19 protein-coding genes are annotated in these 20,822 nt (G+C 67.2%); 3 read left to right on the top strand and 16 right to left on the bottom strand.

Annotated features, from left to right (window positions below; all coding sequences use genetic code 11):
- Both purF and ED208_RS10715 read right to left on the bottom strand, forming a co-directional pair.
- Window positions 1-1,515 carry an amidophosphoribosyltransferase gene (gene purF / locus ED208_RS10720; protein ID WP_123211889.1) on the bottom strand — a complete coding sequence of 505 codons (1,515 nt, stop codon included), beginning with the start codon at window positions 1,513-1,515 and terminating at the stop codon, window positions 1-3.
- A 44-nt stretch (window positions 1,516-1,559) separates the two neighbouring features.
- Entirely contained in the window at window positions 1,560-2,096 is a 537-nt protein-coding gene (locus ED208_RS10715; RefSeq protein WP_123211888.1) for a CvpA family protein, read from the bottom strand.
- Between the two features lie 136 nt (window positions 2,097-2,232).
- On the opposite strand from ED208_RS10715, the gene ED208_RS10710 reads away from it, so the two are divergent.
- Window positions 2,233-3,729, top strand: a complete 1,497-nt coding sequence (locus ED208_RS10710; RefSeq protein ID WP_233575024.1) for a M48 family metalloprotease — start codon at window positions 2,233-2,235, stop codon at window positions 3,727-3,729.
- A 34-nt stretch (window positions 3,730-3,763) separates the two neighbouring features.
- Here ED208_RS10710 and ED208_RS10705 read toward each other — a convergent pair whose 3' ends face one another.
- The 14 genes from ED208_RS10705 to ED208_RS10640 all read right to left on the bottom strand — a co-directional run bounded on the left by ED208_RS10705 (window position 3,764) and on the right by ED208_RS10640 (window position 16,997).
- A complete protein-coding gene (locus ED208_RS10705) occupies window positions 3,764-4,897 on the bottom strand; it encodes a tetratricopeptide repeat protein (protein WP_158608512.1) in 1,134 nt (377 codons plus the stop codon).
- Window positions 4,898-4,903: 6 nt separating this feature from the next.
- Entirely contained in the window at window positions 4,904-5,194 is a 291-nt protein-coding gene (locus tag ED208_RS10700; protein ID WP_123211885.1) for a LapA family protein, read from the bottom strand.
- Window positions 5,191-5,490 (bottom strand): integration host factor subunit beta, encoded by a 300-nt coding sequence (locus ED208_RS10695; protein WP_123211884.1) that lies wholly within the window; start codon window positions 5,488-5,490, stop codon window positions 5,191-5,193. Before ED208_RS10695 ends, ED208_RS10700 begins: the two co-directional genes overlap by 4 nt.
- A 160-nt stretch (window positions 5,491-5,650) precedes the next feature.
- On the bottom strand, window positions 5,651-7,315 hold the full coding sequence (gene rpsA, locus ED208_RS10690) for a 30S ribosomal protein S1 (protein ID WP_123211883.1): 1,665 nt from the start codon (window positions 7,313-7,315) through the stop codon (window positions 5,651-5,653).
- Between the two features lie 136 nt (window positions 7,316-7,451).
- Window positions 7,452-8,129, bottom strand: a complete 678-nt coding sequence (gene cmk, locus ED208_RS10685) for a (d)CMP kinase (protein WP_123211882.1) — start codon at window positions 8,127-8,129, stop codon at window positions 7,452-7,454.
- Entirely contained in the window at window positions 8,126-9,445 is a 1,320-nt protein-coding gene (gene aroA, locus ED208_RS10680; RefSeq protein ID WP_123211881.1) for a 3-phosphoshikimate 1-carboxyvinyltransferase, read from the bottom strand. Before aroA ends, cmk begins: the two co-directional genes overlap by 4 nt.
- Before the next feature lie 2 nt (window positions 9,446-9,447).
- A complete protein-coding gene (locus tag ED208_RS10675) occupies window positions 9,448-10,308 on the bottom strand; it encodes a prephenate dehydrogenase (protein WP_233575012.1) in 861 nt (286 codons plus the stop codon).
- Window positions 10,309-10,422: 114 nt separating this feature from the next.
- Window positions 10,423-11,547 (bottom strand): histidinol-phosphate transaminase, encoded by a 1,125-nt coding sequence (hisC, locus tag ED208_RS10670; protein ID WP_123211879.1) that lies wholly within the window; start codon window positions 11,545-11,547, stop codon window positions 10,423-10,425.
- 12 nt (window positions 11,548-11,559) lie between these two features.
- Window positions 11,560-12,651 carry a prephenate dehydratase gene (gene pheA, locus ED208_RS10665; protein ID WP_123211878.1) on the bottom strand — a complete coding sequence of 364 codons (1,092 nt, stop codon included), beginning with the start codon at window positions 12,649-12,651 and terminating at the stop codon, window positions 11,560-11,562.
- A gap of 91 nt (window positions 12,652-12,742) precedes the next feature.
- Complete coding sequence (locus ED208_RS10660) at window positions 12,743-13,918, bottom strand: phosphoglycerate dehydrogenase (RefSeq protein ID WP_123211877.1); 1,176 nt, start codon at window positions 13,916-13,918, stop codon at window positions 12,743-12,745.
- Between the two features lie 192 nt (window positions 13,919-14,110).
- Window positions 14,111-15,196: a 3-phosphoserine/phosphohydroxythreonine transaminase gene (serC, locus tag ED208_RS10655; RefSeq protein ID WP_123211876.1), complete on the bottom strand. Its 1,086-nt coding sequence runs from the start codon at window positions 15,194-15,196 to the stop codon at window positions 14,111-14,113.
- 35 nt (window positions 15,197-15,231) lie between these two features.
- Entirely contained in the window at window positions 15,232-15,636 is a 405-nt protein-coding gene (locus ED208_RS10650; protein WP_233575010.1) for a PIN domain-containing protein, read from the bottom strand.
- Complete coding sequence (locus ED208_RS10645) at window positions 15,633-15,884, bottom strand: CopG family ribbon-helix-helix protein (protein ID WP_123211875.1); 252 nt, start codon at window positions 15,882-15,884, stop codon at window positions 15,633-15,635. Before ED208_RS10645 ends, ED208_RS10650 begins: the two co-directional genes overlap by 4 nt.
- Before the next feature lie 252 nt (window positions 15,885-16,136).
- Window positions 16,137-16,997, bottom strand: a complete 861-nt coding sequence (locus tag ED208_RS10640; RefSeq protein WP_123211874.1) for a DUF4394 domain-containing protein — start codon at window positions 16,995-16,997, stop codon at window positions 16,137-16,139.
- 177 nt (window positions 16,998-17,174) lie between these two features.
- On the opposite strand from ED208_RS10640, the gene ED208_RS10635 reads away from it, so the two are divergent.
- The gene (locus ED208_RS10635) at window positions 17,175-20,288 is read left to right on the top strand and encodes an efflux RND transporter permease subunit (protein ID WP_123211873.1); all 3,114 of its coding nucleotides are present in this window, start codon (window positions 17,175-17,177) and stop codon (window positions 20,286-20,288) included.
- Window positions 20,285-20,821, top strand: coding sequence for a lipocalin family protein (locus ED208_RS10630; RefSeq protein WP_123211872.1), 537 nt, complete (start codon window positions 20,285-20,287; stop codon window positions 20,819-20,821). Before ED208_RS10635 ends, ED208_RS10630 begins: the two co-directional genes overlap by 4 nt.
- Window position 20,822 lies beyond the last annotated feature (1 nt).

Raw genomic sequence — 20,822 nt, 5'->3', positions numbered from 1 at the left:
TCAGGCGGCGTTCTGCAGATCGAGCGTGCCCGAGGCCCCAGCTTTGCGGGTCTCCTTGGCGGCGTCGTTGCGGAACAGCTCCAACTGATTGAGGTACTTGGCGTCGACGTCCTGGGTGACGTACTCGCCGGTGAACACCGAGCAGTCGAAGCGCTCGATGTTGGCGTGCTTGTGCTTGACCGCGTCGATCAGGTCTTCGAGATCCTGGAACACCAAGCGGTCGGCGCCGAGCAGGGTGCACAGCTCTTCCTCGGTGCGGCCGTGGGCGACCAGCTCGGCGGTGGTCGGCATGTCGATGCCGTAGACGTTGGGATAGCGCACCGGCGGCGCGGCGGAGGCGAAGTAGACCTTGCGGGCGCCGGCGTCGCGCGCCATCTGGATGATTTCCTTCGACGTGGTGCCACGGACGATGGAGTCGTCCACCAGCAGCACGTTCTTGCCACGGAACTCGACATCCACCGGGTTGAGCTTCTGGCGCACACTCTTCTTGCGCTGCGCCTGGCCGGGCATGATGAAGGTGCGGCCGATGTAGCGGTTCTTGATGTAACCCTCGCGGTAGGGCACGCCCAGCACCTGCGCCAGCTCGGAGGCCGGCACCCGCGAGGTATCGGGGATCGGGATGACCACGTCGATGTCGTGGTCTGGCCAGATGCGCTGGATCTTCTCGGCCAGCTTCACGCCCATGCGCAGGCGCGCCTTGTGCACCGAGATGTTGTTCATCATCGAGTCCGGGCGGGCCAGATAGACGTACTCGAAGATGCAGGGCGAGTACATCGGCTTGGCGGCGCACTGCTGGCGGAACAGGCGGCCGTCCTCGGTGACGATCACCGCCTCGCCGGGCTCGATGTCGCCGAGCACCGTGAAACCGAGCGCGTCGAGCGCCACCGACTCGGAGGCGATCAGGAAGTCCGGGCCATGCGGGCCGTCGCGACGGCCAACCACCGCCGGACGGATGCCGTAGGGATCGCGGAAACCGACGATGCCGTAGCCGGTGATCATCGCCACCACCGCGTAGGCCCCGCGCACCCGGCGATGCACGCGGGCAACGGCGGCGAAGATGTCCTCCGGCGTCAGCCGCAGGGTGTTCTGCTGCATCAGCTCGTGGGCGAAGACGTTGAGCAGCACCTCGGAGTCGGACTCGGTGTTGATGTGCCGGCGGTCCTCCTCGAACAGGGCCTGCTTGAGCTCCTCGGTATTGGTCAGATTGCCGTTGTGCGCCAGGGAAATGCCGAACGGCATGTTGGTGTAGAAGGGCTGGGCTTCCGCCGAGGTGGCGCAGCCGGCGGTCGGGTAGCGGACGTGACCGATGCCCATCAGGCCGCGCAGCTTGTTCATGTGCTCGTCGGCGTGGAAGACATCGCGCACCAGACCGTTTTCCTTGCGCAGGTGCAGGCGGTCGCCATCGGCGGTGATGATGCCGGCGGCGTCCTGGCCCCGGTGCTGCAGCATGGTCAGGGCGTCAAACAGTTCCTGATTGACGGGCGATTTGGAGACGAGGCCGGCGATGCCGCACATGGGTCAGGAAGCTCCTAGAGACGAAAGGCTGTTCTGAGAACGGCTCAGGAAAACCGGCCCTGCCGTGGAACGGCAGGTTCGGAAGGGGAATGTGGGGACTCCAGTGCCCGAATCCAGCTCTCGGGTAACACGGAGTGTAGGGCGTCGGCCAGCCATTCCAGCTCGGGCACCAGCAGCGACTGGCGCCACCAGAGATCCTGGCGTGCGGTAGTGGTGCCGGCGACCATCAGCAGGGCGGCGATCAGCAGCAGACCACGCAGGAAGCCGAAACCGCCACCGAGGGTCCGGTCAACACCGGAAAACTGGCTGTCGCGGATCATCGAAGCCAGCAGGAAGGCGGCGATCGACGACAGCAGCAAGGTGATCAGGAAAATGCCGCCGAAGGCCACCGCCCGCCGCACCGACGGAGTGGCGATGCGACCGTCGAGCCAGGCGGCGACCGGGTCGAGGAAGTGGAACGCCAGCCAGAACGCCAGCACCCAGCCGACCAGGCCCAGCAGCTCACGGGTCAGCCCACGGAAAATCCCCACCAGGATGGAAACCAGGACTATCGTGAGGATCGCGTAATCCGCCCAATTCATGCGTGCTGCCGACCGTGGTGAAGTGGCATTTTATCATTGCGGCATCGCGACTCCGCAGTTGCGACGAACCAATCTCCTTTTGCATCACACTATAGGCAGCAGCACCCGGCATTCAGCCGGCTACCGGACTCCTTCCTTGCGCACCTACCCTGCCCTGCACCTGCTTGCCGCACTGACCCTGACCACCGCCCTGGGCGCCCAGGCCCAGGGCACGCCGGCCGCGCTCGACCTGCCGCAGATGGGCGAGCCCGCCGACCTGACGCTGTCTCCGGCACAGGAGGCCAAGATCGGCGCCGAGGTGGCCGCCGAGCTGTACGGCGGCGACTATCTGGTCGAAGACCCGGAGGTCTCCGACTACATCAACTCGGTGGGCTGGAAGCTGGCGGCCAAGGGCGCCGCCGCACCGGTACCGTTCAAGTTCTATGTCATCGGCGATCCGCGCATCAATGCCTTCGCGGTGCCGGGCGGTCTGGTGGGCATCAACGCCGGCCTGCTGCTGTCCGCCGACAACGAGAGCGAACTGGCGGGCGTCATGGGCCACGAGCAGGCCCACGTCACCCAGCGCCATCTGGCGCGCACCGCCGCCGATACCCGCACCGCCAACATCGCCACCTGGGCGGCGATGATCGCCGCCATCATCGCCGGCTCGGCCAATCCCGACGTGATCTTCGGCGCCCTGGCGCTGGGGCAGTCGGTCAACTACCAGCGCGAGGTCAACTACACCCGCGCCCACGAACTGGAAGCCGACCGCATCGGCATCCACACCATGGCCGAGGCCGGCTACGACCCCGAGGGCATGGCCAGCTTCTTCGCCAAGCTGGAACAGCAATCACGCCTGTACGGCGCGGGGCTGCCGGAAATCCTGCGCACCCACCCGGTCAACACCACCCGCATCGCCGAGGCCCGGGCGCGCGCGGAGGCGCTGCCCAAGACCGAGCATCGGGATTCGGTGGAGTTCTCGCTGATGAAGGCGCGCACCCAGGTGCTGATGGCCGAGCGCGTCAATGAGGCGGTCGACGACTTCGGGCGGCGACTGCGCGCCGGCGACAACTCGCCGGCGGTGCGCTACGGCTATGCCTTCGCTTTGTCGAAGGTGGGTCGCGCCGACGATGGCCTCGAAGCCCTGAAGCCGCTGGTCGCCAGCCTGCCACGGCAGGTGAACGTGCAGTTGTTGCAGGCCGAGCTTCTGGCCGACTCCGGCCACAGCGCCGAAGGCCGCGCGCTGCTGGCCAAGGCGCTGACCCTGAACCCGCGCTACGCCCCGGCGATCCTCGCCCAGGCGCAAGCCCTGCTCGATGACAAGAAGCCGGCGGAAGCTCGTCAGCTGCTACTGACCCGCGACCAGGCCCTGGGCACCCGGGTGGAAACCTACCGCCTGCTGTCCGAGGCCTCCCGGCAGCTGGGCAACATCGCCGAATCGCAGTTCCAGATCGCCACCTATTACCTCCAGCGCGGCGACCAGCGCGGCGCCCTGACCCAGTTGGACGCCGGCCTGCGGCTGGCCAGCCTGGACCCGCAGGACCGCGCCCGGCTGTCGGCCATGCGCCAGGACCTGATCGAGAAAATTCCCAAGAACGTGCTGGCCGACATCAATCGCGGTGATCGTCGCTACCGCAACACCTACGGCCAATAGCGGATACCCGGGCCGGGCGCGACCGGCCGGCGCTTCAGAGAGTGTCTGGTGCCGGATGCACACTGCCCCACTGCTTGCAGCTGGGGCAGCGCCAGAACAGCAGACTCGGCGCGAACCCGCAGTGACTGCAGTGGTAGCGCGGCCGCTTGTCCAGCACCTTCACCAGGGACTCGCGGAAGGCCTGCACAGGCCGACTCAGGCGACCGGCGTCGCCGGCAACCGGGAGGCTGAGAAACTGCACCAGTCCGCGCCAGGACGGACGCTGCGCCAACTTGTCGGCCAGGTACAGCGCCTGGGCGTTGGCATCGGGCAGCTGGTGCGCCCGCGCCAGCCAGACGCTGGAATCGAGGCCGTGCTGGGCCTCGACCTTGTCGAGGAACTGCCGGAAGGTATCCACCTCACCACCGGCCGCGCACACCCGCTCGATGGCCGGCAGCACCTCCGGCAGGAAGCGGGCGTCCTGCTCGGACACCTTCAGGTAGGCCGCCAGCGCGTCGTGCCAATGCTGGCGGGTCTCCTCCAGTCGGCCCAGACATAGACTGGCGCGCACGCAGCCCGGATCGGTCTCCAGTGCCTTGCGCGCCCAGCGCAGCGCTTCCTCTTCGCGGCCATCCTGACTGGCAAGATCGGACAGCTCGCAGGCGTAATGGGCACGTTGCAAAGCCAGGCTCTGGCCTTTCAGCGCTTCCAGCCGGCCGGCGACATCCAGCGCCGGCTGCCAGTCCCCCAGCAGTTCGTGGATTTGCAGCAGCAACTCCAGAGCCACCACCGCGTGCGAGGCATGTTGCGAAGCCTCGCGCAGCAATTCTTCGGCACGGTCCAGCAAGCCGGCCTTGAGGCAGTCCTGGCCGAGCTCGTAGAGCGCCTGGGTGCGCAGGTCGCTGCGCAGCTCCTTGCGGGCCAGCACGCTCTCGTGCAGACGCAAGGCCCGGTCGATTTCGCCGCGCTTGCGAAACAGGGCGCCAAGGGTGAGGTTGAGTTCGGCGGCTTCCGGGTCGCGCTCGACCGCCTTGGTCAGGGCGGCAATCGCGCGGTCGGGATTTTCATTGGCGAGATGACTGAGACCAGACAGGGTCTCCGGATCGCCGGCCGGTCGCGGGTTGCGGCCCAGCGCCCAGCCGAGCGCCGCGCCCAGCGGCAACAGCAGCCACAGGATGAGTCCTTCCACCACGGTTTACTGATCCTTCAAGGGCAGGTTGCGCAGGCTCTGGAGTTCCGCCTGGGCATCCTTGATCTGCCGACGCAGACGGCGGATTTCGCCGCGCAGGCTGAGAATGCGACCGCCGCAGACCAGCAGGGTCAGCAGACTCACCAGCACGAATTCGCCCAGCACCAGACCGATCAGCGGCAGCTGCAACTGCCCGGCCAGGTAGTCGAGGGTGACCGGGGTGGCGTTGTAGAAGCCGATGGCGACCCCGAAGATCAGTACCGCCAGCAGCACCGCGATGATCAGCAGGCGGATCACGATTGCGCCGCCTGGCCCATTTCGTTGACCCGCTCGCGCATTTCCTTGCCCGGCTTGAAATGCGGCACGTGCTTGGCGGGGATGTGCACCGGCTCGCCGGTCTTGGGATTGCGTCCGACCCGCGAAGGGCGGTGATGCAGGGCGAAGCTGCCGAAGCCGCGGATTTCCACCCGCTGCTGCCGCGCCAGGGCATTGCTGATCTGGTCCAGAACCAGCTTCACGGCCAGCTCGACATCCTTCTGCATGAGGTGCGTCTGCTTCAGCGACAGCGCCTCGATCAGCTCGGATTTCGTCATGGGATTCAGTTATTTATGGCCACTTTCTGAGGCGGACGATAGACCATTGCCACGCGCCGGCGCAAGCGCTGCGCGCCAAGGTCGGAGCGCCCTTCGTCCAGCAACAGGCAAAAAAAAGCCGCGCAGAACTGCGCGGCTTTTCCCAGCAACGGCGTGAAACTTAGCCGAGCTGATCCTTCAGCAGGTCGCCCAGCGAGGTCTTGCCGGTCGAGGCGTTGCGGCTGTACTCGGCAACGATCTCCTGCTCCTCCTGGATTTCCTTCTCGCGCACCGACAGGGTGACCGAGCGGTTCTTGCGGTCGACGCCGATGAAGCGCGATTCCAGCGTGTCACCGACCGACAGCACCTTGGTGGCGTCCTCGACGCGCTCGCGCGACAGGTCGTTGGCCTTGATGTAGCCCTCGACGCCGTACGGCAGCTCGATGACCGCACCACGGGCATCCACCGTCTTGACGGTGCCCTTGACCATCACGCCCTTCTGGTACTCGGCGAGGAACTGGGTCAGCGGGTCCTGACCGAGCTGCTTCACGCCCAGGCTGATGCGCTCGCGGGCGCCGTCGATGGCGAGCACCACGGCTTCCACTTCCTGGCCCTTGCTGAAGCGACGCACGGCGGTTTCGCCCGGCTCGTTCCAGTCCAGATCGGAGAGGTGCACCAGACCGTCGATGCCGCCCGGCAGGCCGATGAAGATGCCGAAGTCGGTGATCGACTTGATGGCGCCACCGACCTTGTCGCCCTTCTGGTGGTTCTGCGCGAACTCTTCCCAGGGGTTCTGGCGGCACTGCTTCATGCCCAGCGAGATACGGCGGCGTTCGCCGTCGATGTCGAGGATCATCACCTCGACCTCGTCGCCCAGGTGCACAACCTTGCCCGGGTTGACGTTCTTGTTGGTCCAGTCCATCTCGGAGACGTGCACCAGACCCTCGACGCCCGGCTCGATCTCGACAAAGCAGCCGTAGTCGGTGATGTTGGTGACCTTGCCGAACAGGCGGGTCTTCTCGGGGTAGCGACGGGCGATGTCGGCCCAGGGATCGGCGCCGAGCTGCTTGAGGCCCAGCGACACGCGGCGACGCTCGCGGTCGTACTTCAAGACCTTGACTTCGATTTCCTGGCCCGCAGTGACGACTTCCGCCGGATCCTTGATGCGCTTCCAGGTCATGTCGGTGATGTGCAGCAGACCGTCGATGCCGCCCAGGTCCACGAACGCGCCGTACTCGACGAGGTTCTTGACCACGCCCTTGAGCACCACGCCTTCCTGCAGGTTCTGGAGCAGGCTGTCGCGCTCGGCCGAGTACTCGGCCTCCAGCACTTCGCGGCGGCTGACCACGATGTTGTTGCGCAGCTTGTCGAGCTTGATGACCTTGAACTCGAGCGGCTTGCCTTCCAGGAAGGTGGTGTCGCGCACCGGACGCACGTCAACCAGCGAACCGGGCAGGAAGGCGCGGATGGCGCCGATGTCGACGGTGAAACCGCCCTTGACCTTGCCGGTGATGATGCCGATGACGGTTTCCTTCTTCTCGAAGGCGGTGTCGAGACGGACCCAAGCCTTGATGCGCTCGGCCTTCTCCTTGGAGAACTTGGTTTCGCCGAAACCGTCTTCGAGGGTTTCCAGCGCCACTTCCACCATGTCGCCGACGGCGACCTTCAGCTCGCCGTCGACCTTGAATTCGTCGAGGGGGATCACGCCTTCGGACTTCAAGCCCGCGTCGACGATCACCACGTCGGATTTAACGTCCAGGACCAGCGCATTGACGATGGTGCCAGACTGCATCGATTGACCAGCCTTAAGGCTGGCTTCAAACATTTCCGCAAAAGATTCGCTCATTGGGTACTCGGTTAGGTTGAACATCCGCCTTCGTCCAGTTGGCGGGCCCGGTGGGTGGAAAAAACGTCAGCGCATCCTTGCCCTGACGGCACAGCAAAACCTCTTTTGCGCAAAAACCGGGGCAAAAGCCCAGGATTCAGAATCCGGCGGCAACGCTCAGCGCCTCCACCCTCGCCAGCACGGCTTCGGGGGAAAGTCCTGTTGTGTCAATGAGATGCGCGTCGCTTGCCGGCTTCAAAGGCGCCACGGCCCGACCACGATCCCGGGCGTCGCGCGCCCGGATTTCTTCACAAAGGGTGGCGAAATTAGCAGCAATGCCGGCTTTGCTCAACTGCCGCTGGCGTCGGGTCGCGCGTTCTTCCGGGCTGGCGTCGAGGAACAGTTTCAGCCGGGCATCCGGGAACACCACCGTGCCCATGTCACGGCCGTCGGCGATCAGACCGGGCGCGAGGCGGAAGTCGCGCTGGCGTTGCAGCAGCGCCTCTCGCACCTCGGGCGAGACCGCGATGCGCGAGGCCAGCGCACCGGTGGTCTCGGCGCGCAGCTCGCGGGTCCAGTCCTGACCTCCGACCAGGATCGCCTCGTCGTCCTCGCTGCTGCCGGTGAAGCTGATTTGCAGGCCCGGCGCCAGCGCCGCCACCGCCGCGTGCGCGTCGAGATCGACGCCGGCCGCCACCGCCGCCAGCGCCAGGATGCGGTACAGCGCGCCGGAGTCGAGGCGATGAAAGCCGGTGCGTTGCACCAGCCAGCGGGTGACCATGCCCTTGCCGACGCCGGCCGGGCCATCGACGGCGATGACCGGGACCGTACTCATGACCCGCTCACGGTCAGACGCAGACCGGCGCCCGCCGCCAGCGTGGCGAAGCCGGGGAAGGAGGTGTTGACGTTCAGGCAGTCGAGGATGCGGATCGGCTGCTCGGCGCACAGCGCGGCCATCGCGAAACTCATGGCGATGCGGTGATCGCCATGGCTGTCCACCTCGCCACCGTGCATGCGGCCGCCGCAGATACGCATGCCGTCCGGCGTGGCGATGGCGGAAATCCCCAGCGCCCTGAGGCCGTCGCACATGGTCTGGATGCGGTCGGATTCCTTCACCCGCAGCTCCTCGGCGCCGGTCACCACCGTCTCGCCCTCGGCGAAGGCGGCGGCCACGAACAGCACCGGGAACTCGTCGATGGCGCTGGCGACCAGTTCCTTGCCGATATGCACCCCTTTCAGGCGGCTGCCGCGCACCCGCAGGTCGGCAACCGGCTCGCCGCCCAGTTGGCGTTCGTTAAGCAGGTCAATCTGCGCGCCCATCTGACGGAGGATGGTGACGATGCCGTCCCGGGTCGGGTTGATGCCGACCTCGACCAGGGTCACGTCCGAGCCGGGGCTAATGGCGGCGCCAACCAGAAAGAAGGCGGCGGAGGAGATGTCGGCCGGCACTGCGATGTCGGCTGCGCGCAGCGACTGGCCGCCCTGCACCGCCGCATAGCCTTCGCGCGCCTCCACCTCGATTCCGAAGGCGCGGAACATGCGCTCGGTGTGATCGCGGCTGGCTTCCGGCTCGTAGACCTCGGTGCGGCCCTGGGCGTAGAGCCCGGCCAGCAGCAGGCAGGACTTGACCTGCGCGCTCGCCACCGGCGAGTCATAGCGCAGGCCCTTGAGCCCGCCCTGCACCGCCTGCACCTGCAGTGGCGCGCGGCCGTCCTGCGACTCGATGCGTGCGCCCATGGTCGCCAGCGGGTTGATGACCCGCTTCATCGGCCGCCGCGACAGCGAAGCGTCGCCGATCAGCGTGCTGGCGAACGGCTGTCCGGCCAGGAGGCCGCACATCAGCCGCATGGCGGTGCCGGAATTGCCCATGTCCAGCGCCGACGCCGGCGCCTTCAGCCCGCGCAGGCCGACGCCGTGCACGCGCAGATGGGTGTCGCCCAGCCGCTCGATCCGCACCCCCATCTTCTGGAAGGCCTTCATGGTGCACAGGCAGTCTTCGCCACTGAGGAAGCCGGTGATTTCCGACACCCCATCGGCCAGCGAGGCCAGCATCACCGCGCGGTGGGAAATGGACTTGTCGCCCGGCACCCGCAGGCGGCCGTGCAATTGGCCGCCGGGAGCGACGGTATAGCTGAGGTTGCTCTGATTCATGCTCATTCGATGTGGGCGAGGTGCTGCTCGCGGGCATTGCGGGCGCGCTCGAAGCGAGCCTGCAAGGCCGGCCATTGCTCGTCGCGGATCAGGCCCAGCAGCTCGGAAAGCTCGGCGATCTGCTGCTCCAGCAGGCCGGCCACCGACTCGCGGTTGGCGCGCACGATGTCGTGCCACATGCGTGGGCTGGAACTGGCGATGCGGGTGAAGTCGCGGAAGCCGCCGCCAGCGTTGGCGAAGATTTCCTCGGCGTCGCCCAGCCGCGACAGCATGTCGACGAAGGCATAGGCGAGCACATGCGGAAGGTGACTGGTGGCGGCGAAGATGGCGTCGTGTCGGCTGGCGTCCATTTCCACCACCCGGGCGCCGACCGACTCCCAGAGGCCGCGCACCAGCGCCAGCGCTCCCGCGTCCTGCGCGGCATGCGGGCTCAGGATCAGCCGCTTGTTGCGGAACAGCTCGGCATTGGAGGCGGCCACCCCGCTCTTCTCGGTGCCGGCGATGGGATGCCCGGCGACGAACCAGGGCGGCAGCGCGCCGCAGACCGCCTGCACATCGGCCAGCACCGACTGCTTGGTGCTGCCGACATCGGTGACCACGGCACCCGCCTTGAGCGCGGGCAGCACGGCGGCCATGGCCTCGGCGGTGCGCAGCACCGGCACCGCCAGCACCACCAGATCGGCATCGGCGACCGCCTCGGCGGTGCTGCCGGGCGCGGCATCGACCACCCCGAGGTCCACCGCCAAACGCCGCTGACGCTCGTCGGCGTCGTAGCCACGAATGGAGCTGACCTGGCCGGCCGCCCGCAGCGCACGCGCGAACGAGCCGCCGATCAGGCCCAGGCCGACGACGGCCAGCTTCACGCGCGGCCCGTCATGCCAGGATTTCCCGCAGCGACGTAGGGCGGGCAAAGCGCAGCGTGCCCACATGGGCCGGAGCATGCGAGGCCGCGTGGGCCAAGGCCCACCCTACGAACGTCACTGCAGAATCTCCTGCAGTGCTTTCAGCAGCCGGTCGTTCTGCGCCGGCGTGCCGATGGTGATGCGCAGGAAGTTCGGCATCTCGTAGCTGGCGGTGGGCCGCACGATGATGCCCTTCTGCAACAGCGCCTGGTGGATCGGCGCGGCGTCGCGGCCGAAGTCGATGGCCAGGAAGTTGGCCTGCGAGGGCAGCCAGCTCAGCCCCAGCCTGGCCAGCTCAGCCTCCAGCCGGGCGCGCTCGCTGTTGTTGAGCGCCACCGACTTCCTGACGTGCTCCTGATCGGCCAGCGCCACTTCCGCCGCCAGCAGCGCCAGGCTGTTGTTGTTGAACGGCTGGCGCACCCGGTTCATCAGGTCGGCGACTTCCGGCGAGGACAGCGCATAGCCGGCGCGCAGCGAGGCAAGGCCGTAGGTCTTCGAGAAGGTGTGGGTGACGACCAGATTGGGGTACTTGTCCAGCCAGCCGCGCACGTCGCCGCGCAGCGCCGGGTCGAGGTACTCCCAGTAGGCCTCGTCCAGCACGACGATGACCTGCTTGGGCACGAAGGCGAGGAAGGCCTCGATGTCCTGCGCCGGCAGCCAGGTGCCGGTCGGGTTATTGGGATTGGCGATGAAGACGATGCTGATGTCATCGCGCCAGAGCTTCTTGAAGCCCTCCAGGTCGTGACCCAGCGGCATGGTCGGGTGGCTGCGCGGCAGCGCCGGCACGATCACCGCCTCGGCGCTCTGCGACTGGGTGACGATGGGATACACCGCGAAGGCGTGCTGGCTGAACATCGCCGCCCGCCCCGGCCCCAGATAGATGCGGCCAAGGAACTCCAGCATGTCGTTGGAGCCATTGCCGAGAGTGACGCGGCTGGGGTCGATGCCGTGCATCTTCGCCACCGCCGCCTTCAGCTTGAAGCCGCCGCCGTCCGGATACAGGGCCAGATCCTGGTTGGCGATGGCCTCGGCCAGCGCCGCCTTCACCTTCGGGCTGGGGCCGAGCGGGTTCTCGTTGCTGGCCAGCTTGATGGCATCGCTGATGCCGAGCTGGCGCTGCAGCTCGTCCAGCGGCATGCCGGGCTTGTAGGGTTCCAGCGACAGCACGCCGGGAGTGGCGTTTTGGGTCAGGGCGGACATGGGGGCAATCACTCAGATGGCGGCCTGGGGATAGGAGCCCAGCACCTTGAAGAACGCGGCATTGGCACGCACCGCATCCAGCGCCTTCTTCACCGGCTCGTCGTTGGCGTGGCCGATGAAGTCGACGAAGAAGAAGTAGTCCTGCACCGGCGCGCCCTTCATCGGCCGCGACTCGATGCGGGTGAGATCGAGCTTGGCGTCGGCGAAAGGCTGCAACAGGGTGAACAAGGCGCCCGGCTGGTTGCGGTGCGCCGACAGCACCACGGCGGTGAGGTCGTGGCCGGTGGGCGTCGGATCCTGCTTGCCGATGATCAGGAAGCGGGTGGTGTTGCTGGGATCGTCCTCGATGTTGCTGGCGAGGATGTTGAGGCCGTTGAGCTTGCCCGCCTGCAAGGAGGCAATCGCCGCCACACCGGCGCCTTCCTGCTTGGCCAGTTGGGCGGCGGCGCCGTTGCTAGCCAGCGCTTCGCGGTCGGCCTTGGGCAGACGCGCGTCCAGCCACTTGCGGCACTGCGCGAACGACTGCGCGTGGGCGTAGACCTTGCTGACCTTGCTCGGATCGGATTCCACCGACAGTAGATGGTGATGCACCGGCAGGGTCACCTCGCCGCAGATGCGCAGCTTGGTGTGCACCAGGGCGTCGAGGGTATTGCTGACCACGCCGCCGATGGAGTTCTCCACCGGCACCACGCCGTAGTCGGCGGCACCGGATTCGACATCGCGGAAAATCTCGTCGATGGCGGTCACCGGCCGGGCGGTCACCGCCTCGCCGAAGTGCTTGAGCACCGCCGCCTGGGTGTAGGTGCCTTCCGGCCCGAGGTAGGCGATGGTCAGCGGCGACTCCAGCGACAGGCAGGCCGACATGATCTCGCGCATCAGCTTGGCCACCACCTCGTCGGTAAGCGGGCCGGTGTTGCGGGCCATGGCGGCGCGCAGCACTTCCGCCTCTCGCGAAGGCCGGTAGTGATCGCCGGTATCGCCCTGACGCTGCTTGATGTGGGCGACTTCCTGGGCGATGCGGGCACGCTGGCTGATCAGCTCCTGGATCTGCCGATCCAGCGCGTCGATCTCGGTACGGGCCTGGGGAAGGGTTCTGACGGTCATTTCAGGGGTCGGCGGCAGTCCATGGCGCAACGGCGGACGCGAAGTCTACTCACTTCGCGCCGCCAGTTCCGCCCTGACCGCCGCCGCAGGCTCAGCGCGCCGCGATCACTCGCAGCTTCAGCACGCCCTGGATGGCGGCGATCTCGGCCACCACCGCCTCGCCCACCGCCGAGTCGATGTCGACCAGGGTGTAGGCGATGTCGCCACGCGACTTGTTGAGCAGGTCGGCGATGTTGAGGTTGTGCTTGGCCAGCGCCGTGGTGATCTGGCCGACCATGTTGGGCACGTTGGCATTGACCACGGTGAGGCGGGTCTTGCCCGGCAACAGCGGCATCACCGCTTCCGGGAAGTTCACCGAATTGCGGACATTGCCCACCTCCAGGAACTCGCGGATCTGCTCGGCCACCATCACCGCGCAGTTGTCCTCGGCCTCGCCGGTGGAGGCGCCCAGGTGCGGCGTCGCCAGCACCCGAGGATTGCCCTTGAGCGCGTTGGACGGAAAGTCGCAGACATAGGCGTGCAGCGTGCCGGCCGCCAGCGCCTCGACCACCGCCCGGTCATCGACGATCTCGGCGCGGGCGAAGTTGAGGATCACGCCCTGCTTCTTCATCAGCTTCAGGCGCTCGGCATTGATCAGGCCACGGGTGGCCTCCAAGAGCGGCACATGCACGGAGATGAACTGCGACTTCGCCACCAGATCGTCCACCGACAGCGCCTGCTTGACCCGGCTGTCGAGCTTCCAGGCGTTCTGCACGGTCATCGCCGGGTCGTAGCCGAACACTTCCATGCCCAGTTCGACCGCCGTGTTGGCCAGTTTCACGCCGATGGCGCCGAGGCCGATCACGCCGAGGGTGCGGCCGGGCAGTTCGAAGCCGACGAACTTCTTCTTGCCATCCTCCACCTGCTTGTGCAGGGCGTGGTCGTCGCCGTCGAGCTTCTTCACGAAGTCCAGCGCCTGCGGGATATTGCGGGCCGCCATCAGCAGGCCGGCCAGCACCAGCTCCTTCACCGCGTTGGCATTGGCGCCCGGCGCGTTGAACACCGGCACGCCACGCTGGCTCATCGCCGCCACAGGAATGTTGTTGGTGCCGGCACCGGCGCGGCCGATCGCTTTGACACTGGCCGGAATTTCCAGCTTGTGCATGTCGGCGCTGCGCACCAACACCGCGTCGGGGCTGCCGATCTCGCTGGCAACCTCGTAGCTGCCGCGCGGCAGCCGCTCCAGGCCCAGGGGGGAAATGTTGTTGAGGGTTTGAATTTTGAACATTGGTTTTGCTCTCTCGAAATCGGTTTTCGCCCCGGCATTACTGCCGCGCCTTCTGCCTCCTGATCGCAGCCCGGCCCGACAGGCCTTCTGCCTCAAGCGGGACTGACCTTGAGTCAGTCCCGATCCAAGCAGAAGGCGGCCGGGCGTTCGCCGGGGGCCGAGTGCCATGCCAGGCACTCGGCCTGATCCGGCTCAACCGCGCGTGCGGACGAATTCCTTCATGTAGTCGATCAGCGCCGCGACCCCGGCTTCCGGCATGGCGTTGTAGATCGAGGCGCGCATGCCGCCGACCGCGCGGTGGCCCTTCAGGCCGTTGAGGCCGGCGGCCTTGGCGCCCTTCAGGAACTCGGCATCGTTGGTCTCGGCGTTGGCGAGGGTGAACGGCACGTTCATGATCGAACGGTCTTCCTTCTTCACCGGGTTCTTGTAGAAGTCCTGGCTGTCGATGTAGTCGTACAGCGCCTTGGCCTTGCGCTCGTTGCGGGCGCCGACGGCGCTGAGGCCACCCTCGGCCTTCAGCCACTGGAACACCAGGCCGCAGACGTACCAGCTGAAGGTGCTGGGGGTGTTGAGCATGGACTCGTTGTCGGCGACCGCTTTGTAGTCGTGGATGCCGAAGGTGCCGGGCAGGGTCTGGCCGATGAGATCGTCGCGGACAATCACCAGGGTCAGGCCGGCGGGACCGATGTTCTTCTGGGCGCCGGCATAGATCAGGCCGAACTTGCTGACATCGAGCGGACGGCAGGCGATGTCGGAGGAGGCGTCCGCCACCAGCGGCACCGCGCCCACTTCGGGAACCTCGCGGAACTGCACGCCGTGGATGGTCTCGTTGGTGGTGATGTGCACGTAGGCGGCGTTCGGGTCCAGCTTCCAGCCGGCGCGATCCGGGATGTGGTTGAACTTCTCGGCCTCGGCGCTGGCGGCGATGTTGGCCTTGCCGAACTTGGTGATTTCCTTGGCCGCCTTCTTGCCCCAGTCGCCGGTCAGCACGAAGTCGGCGCTGGTTTTGCCGCGCAGCAGGTTCTGCGGAACGATGCCGAACTGCGCGGTGGCGCCGCCCTGCATGAACAGCACCTTGTAATTGGCCGGCACCGCCAGCACCTCGCGCAGGTCCGCCTCGCACTGGCTGGCGATGGACATGAACTCCTTGTCGCGGTGGCTCATCTCCATCACGCCCATGCCCGCACCGCGCCAGTCCAGCAGTTCTGACTGAACCTGCTTGAGAACGGATTCCGGCAAGGTCGCAGGGCCGGCGCTGAAATTGAAGATGCGGGACATCGGGGTCTCCAGGGGTTGGGGGTGCAGCTTTGTGGTTATTTGGCCCAGGACTCTGCTTCCAGGCCGGGGACGAAAGCGAAGCGTTGCGGTGTATCGGTGACCAGGGTCAGCCGGTGCGAGAGCGCGGTGGCGGCCAGCAGCAGCTCGTAGGCCGAGGGGCTGCCGGCGTCCTGCGGCAGATAGGGCGCGAGGCCGACCAACTGACCGGCGTCCTCGGCGCGGAAGTCCAGCACCCGCACGGCCTCGAAGAAGTCCCGCAGCAGCCGCGAATAGCGCGGCTGGGCGCGCGGCGCGCGGCGCAGGGCGACCTCCACCTGCATCTTGCTGACCGCCGACACCGCCACCTCGCCCGGCTTCAGCCGGGACAGGCGCAGCACCACCGGCAGCCGGCCCTGCACGGCGGCAGCGACGGTGGCGGCATCGAGCAGGTACCGGATCACCAGCGCGGCTCCCGCTCGGGCGCCAGGGCGCTGGCCCAGGCCTGCACGTCCAGGGCCTCTTCCACCAGCTCCGGCGCCGGATTGCGGAAGTGCTCGCGCAGGCTCTCCGGCCAACCCGGCTCCTCGTTGCGCTCCAGCCACTCCCGCACCGCCTGCACGATGATGCGATTGCGGGTCAGCCCGCTACGCTCGACGGCGGCGCCGAGGCGGTCGATGGTGGCCTCGTCGAAGTGGACGCTGAAGTTCATGGGCGCGCATCCTAACAGGTGATGTTAGTTTGTCCAGACCCAGGATCGGCGGCCGGCGATACGGGAGACGAACGACGGGGAAGCCAGCAGACAGTCGCCGACCAGCGAGGGACTATCCGCGCGAGGAGCCTGCACAAGAAAGCACCGTCGACACTGGCCGGCCCGGCATGACCACGCGCCAGCCGACCAATGCGCGAAGAGAGCCCGCAGCCGCTGGCAGGAGCGCCGCGAACCGGATGCCGCCCAGCCGACTCAGTTGGTGTTGCGGTCCGTCTTTTCCTCGGGCGCCACCGCCAGCGAGATGATGGTGCGGTCGCCGTCATCGATGCTGCCGACCAGATCGGCGTTGCCGTCGGACAGATTCAGCCGATACAGGGCAGCGCCGACACCGTTGGCGCCGAGCACCGCATAGGCAGTGTCGCCGCCCGGCTCGATGTCGAGCGCGGCGTTGGCGGTAAAGGCGACACTGGTCTTGGCGATGGTGAACAGCTTGCCGCCGTTGGGGGACTCGGGGCTGCCGCCCTCACTACCGATCCGCACCAGACTCTGGGTCACGACATCCAGGCCATAAAGCGTGGTACTGGCGGCGCCGCTATCGTTGTGGTCGTAGGCAATCGCCGCCAACTGCGGCGAGCGGCCGTCATTGGCATCGTCCTCGTCATAGGCGAGATCGGTGTCGGTGGCCAGCAGGCTGCCATCGGCCGGATTCACCCGCAGATTGTCGGTATTGGCCACCACCCGCAGCCGGTCCACTACCGGATTGAAGTCGATCGCCGCATTCGGCAGCGCCGTGCTGCTGAACGCGACAGTACCGACCAGACTGACATTGCCGGACTGCGGGTCCAGCGTGCACAGGCGCTCCTCACTGGTGAGGCAGTAGTAGCCGCCGGTCGCCGGGCGGTAGGCGATCTGCACCAGACTTTCGCCGCTGGACAGGCCGCTCACACTGACTTCGCTGTCGATCTTGTCCGGCGCCGAACTGTCGAAGCCGAGAATCTTGCCGGTTTGGGTCAGCGCGTAGATCTTGCGCTCGCTCTCGCAACCGGACAGCCACAGGGAGACCAGGATCAGCAGAACAGAACGCGAAACCAAGCTGCGATGGGAGACGGTCATGGGCGACGGTAACCACGGATAGGACGAACGAGACACCGGATGCACGGCGGCCGGCAGGCGTCGCGCAACGGCGGTACTGCCACTTTAACCCGCAGCAGCGACAATACGCCCGGCCCCGATGCGAACCCGCCCGGATCAGCAGGGTCTACCCCTCGCCACTTGCCTCCCCCGCCCGCCGTGAAGCTCTCCGACCTGTCGGTACAACGCCCCGTCCTGGCCTGCGTGATCAACGCCCTGCTGGTCAGCTTCGGCCTGTTCGCGCTGTCCGCCCTGCCGGTGCGGGAGTATCCGGACATCGACCCGCCGGTAGTCTCGGTCGCCACCTTCTACTCCGGCGCCAATGCCTCGGTGGTGGAAAGCGAGATCACCCGCCTGCTCGAAGACCGGGTGGCCGGCATCGAGGGCATCAAGAGCATCAGCTCCAGCTCGCGCGACGGCCGCAGCAACATCACCCTGGAATTCAATCTCGACCGCGACATCGACTCCGCCGCCAACGACGTGCGCGACCGGGTCTCGCGGGCGCTCAACGACCTGCCCGACGAGGCCGACCCGCCGGAAATCTCCAAGGCCGACGCCGACGCCGATCCGGTGATGTTCCTGGTGCTGTCGCAGGCCGGCGCCGACCGCATGGCGCTCACCGACTATGCCGAGCGCTATCTGGTGGACCGGCTGAGCGTGGTCAACGGCGTGTCCAGCGTGTTCCTCTCCGGCGACCGCGGCCAGGCGCTGCGCATCTGGCTGTCGGCCGAGCGGCTGGCGGCACGCGGCCTCACCGCCGGGGACATCGAAACCGCGCTGCGCGACCAGAACGTCGAGCTACCGGCCGGGCGCATCGAATCCAGCGAGCGCGAATTCAACCTGCGCGCAGCGCGCGGCCTGAAGTCGCCGGCCGACTTCGCCAACATGGTCATCGCCCGCGGCAGCGACGGTTACCCGGTCCGGCTGAGCGATGTCGCGCGGGTCGAAGTCGCACCGGAGAACCCGCGCAACGACTACCGCGTCAACGGCATCGAGGGCCTCGGGATCGGCGTCATCAAGCAGTCCAAGGCCAACGCCCTGGAAATGGCGCTGGCAGTGCGCGCCCAGGTCGCGCAGATCAACAGCGGCCTGGCACCCGGCATGAAGCTGGAAGTGGTATTCGACTCCTCGCTGTTCATCGAAGCCTCGCTGCAAAAAGTGCTGCGCACCCTGGCCGAATGCGCGGTGCTGGTGGTGGTGGTGATCTGGCTGTTCCTGGGCAGCCTGCGCGCGACCCTGATCCCGGCGCTGACGGTGCCCATCGCCCTCATCGCCAGCTTCACCTTCCTCTACGTGCTGGGCTTCTCGGTGAACATCCTCACCCTGCTGGCCCTGGTGCTGGCGGTGGGCCTGGTGGTGGACGACACCATCGTCGTCATCGAAAACATCCACCGCCGGCTGGAACTGGGCGAACCACCGCTGCTCGCAGCCTTCCGGGGCTCGCGCGAAGTGGGGATGGCGGTGATCGCCACCACCGCCGTGCTGATCGCGGTGTTCGCGCCGATCTCGCTGCTGCAAGGAAATATCGGCCGCCTGTTCCGCGAGTTCTCGCTGGCCCTGGCCGCCGCCGTCGCCTGTTCCGGCATCACCGCCCTGACCCTGGCGCCGGCGCTGGCCACCACGGTGCTGCGCGGCCATAGGGCTGGCGAGCCGCCGTCGGAGAGCCGCCTCGACCGCCTGTTCGCGGCGCTGTCGCGCGGCTACCAGCGCAGCCTCAGGCCGGCCATCCAGCGTCCGGCCTGGGCGGTGGCAGTGACGCTCGCCCTGCTCGGACTGAGCTGGTTCCTCTATGGCCTGCTGCCCAAGGAGCTGGCGCCGCAGGAAGATCGCGGCCAGGTGTTCATCCAGGCCGACGGCCCGGAGGGCGCCAGCCTGCCCTACATGCTGCGGGTGATGCGCTCCGCAGAAAGCCTGGTGATGCCCTATGTCGAGCGCGGCGAAGCCGAGCGCGCGATTGCCCGCACGCCGCGCTTCGGCGGCGGCGACGAGGTCAACAGCGGCAATGTGCTGCTGGCGCTGGCGCCCTGGGGCGAGCGCCCCAGCTCGCATGTCATCACCCAGCAGCTCAACGACCGACTGAAAGACATCCCCGACGCCCGCCTCACCGCTCTGGAGCGCGCCGCCTTCGGCGGCCGGCCGGGACAGCCGGTGCAGATCGCCCTGGGCGGCCCCGACTACCAGACCATCGCCGCCTGGCGCGACCGGGTATTTGCCCGCGTGCAGCGCGAAAACCCCCGCCTGCTGCGCCTGGACTCCGACTACAAGGCCACCAAGCCGCAGATCGCACTCAGCGTCGATCTGGTCAAGGCCGCCGATGTCGGCGTTTCCTCCAGCACCATCGGCCGCACCCTGGAAACCTTCATGGGCGGCCGCCGGGTCACCAAATGGCTGGACCGTGGCGAGGAATACGAGGTGATCCTGCAAGCCGAGGATGAACGTCGGCGCACACCGGAAGAGCTGGACCGCCTCTACGTGCGCGGCAGCAGCGGCAATCTGACGCCGCTCAGCAACCTGGTCAGCCAGAGCGAGGGCGCCAGCTCGCCCAGCCTCAACCGCTACGACCGCCTGCGCAGCATCACCCTCAACGCCGGACTGGCACCGGGCTATCCGCTCGGCGAGGCGCTGGACTATCTGGAAGGCGTGATCCGCGAGGAACTGCCGGCCGAGGTGCAGATCCGCTATCGCGGCGACTCGCGCGAGCTGAAGGAATCCGGAGCCGCGCTCTACGCCGCCTTCGCCGCCTCGCTGCTGGTGGTGTTCCTGGTGCTGGCCGCGCAGTTCGAGAGCCTGGTGCAGCCCTTCGTGATCCTGACCACGGTGCCGCTGGGCATTGCCGGCGCCCTGTTCGGTCTTCTGCAGATGGACCTCTCGCTCAACATCTACTCTCAGGTGGGCCTGATCATGCTGATCGGCCTCGCGACCAAGAACGGCATCCTGATCGTCGAGTTCGCCAACCAGCTGCGCGATGCCGGCAAGGGCTTCCACGAGGCCCTGCTGGAGGCCTCGGGCATCCGCCTGCGGCCGATCCTGATGACTTCGATCGCCACCGTCGCCGGCGCAGTGCCGCTGATGCTCGGCAGCGGTGCCGGTTCCGAGGCGCGGGTGGCGCTGGGCACGGTGATCTTCTTCGGGGTGAGTTTCTCCACCCTGCTGACGCTCTATGTGACGCCGGCCTTCTACGCTCTGTTCTGCCGCCGCCTGGCCTCGCCGGGCGCCCGCGCTGCGGAGCTGCTGCGTCTGGAAGACGACGAAACCCGTACGGGCACTGCATGAACATCGCACGTCCACTCGTCAGCGCACTGATCCTGCTCGCCAGCCTGGCGTCGGGCGGCTGCGCCAGCCAGCCGCCGCTGAAGACCGTCGACCACCTCGACCTCGACCGCTACCTGGGCCGCTGGTACGTCATCGCCCACATTCCCTACTGGCTGGAACAGGGCAAGGTCGCCAGCTACGACAGCTATGCCCGACGCCCGGACGGCCGTCTGCAGAACGATTTCACCTTTCGCCGCGAGCGCCTCGATGCGCCGGAGGAAACCTGGAAAGGCACCGCCAGGGTGGTCAACACCCAGAGCAATGCCGAGTGGGCGGTGCAGTTCGTCTGGCCGTTCACCGCCAGCTACCTGGTGATCGACCTCGACCCGGACTACCGCTGGGCGGTGATCGGCCACCCCTCCCGCCGCCTGCTCTGGGTCCTGGCCCGCGAGCGCCAGCTCGACGAGGCGACCTACCAGGCGATCCTGCGGCGGGCGGCCGCGCAGGGCTACCAGCCGGACCAGGTGCGCAAGGTGCCGCAGCCGGCGGACTGAG

This window comes from Stagnimonas aquatica, from assembly GCF_003730135.1.
Classification (GTDB): domain Bacteria; phylum Pseudomonadota; class Gammaproteobacteria; order Nevskiales; family Nevskiaceae; genus Stagnimonas; species Stagnimonas aquatica.
The sequence above is the reverse complement of the archived record's forward strand: the minus strand, read 5'-3'. Positions and strand labels throughout refer to the sequence as shown.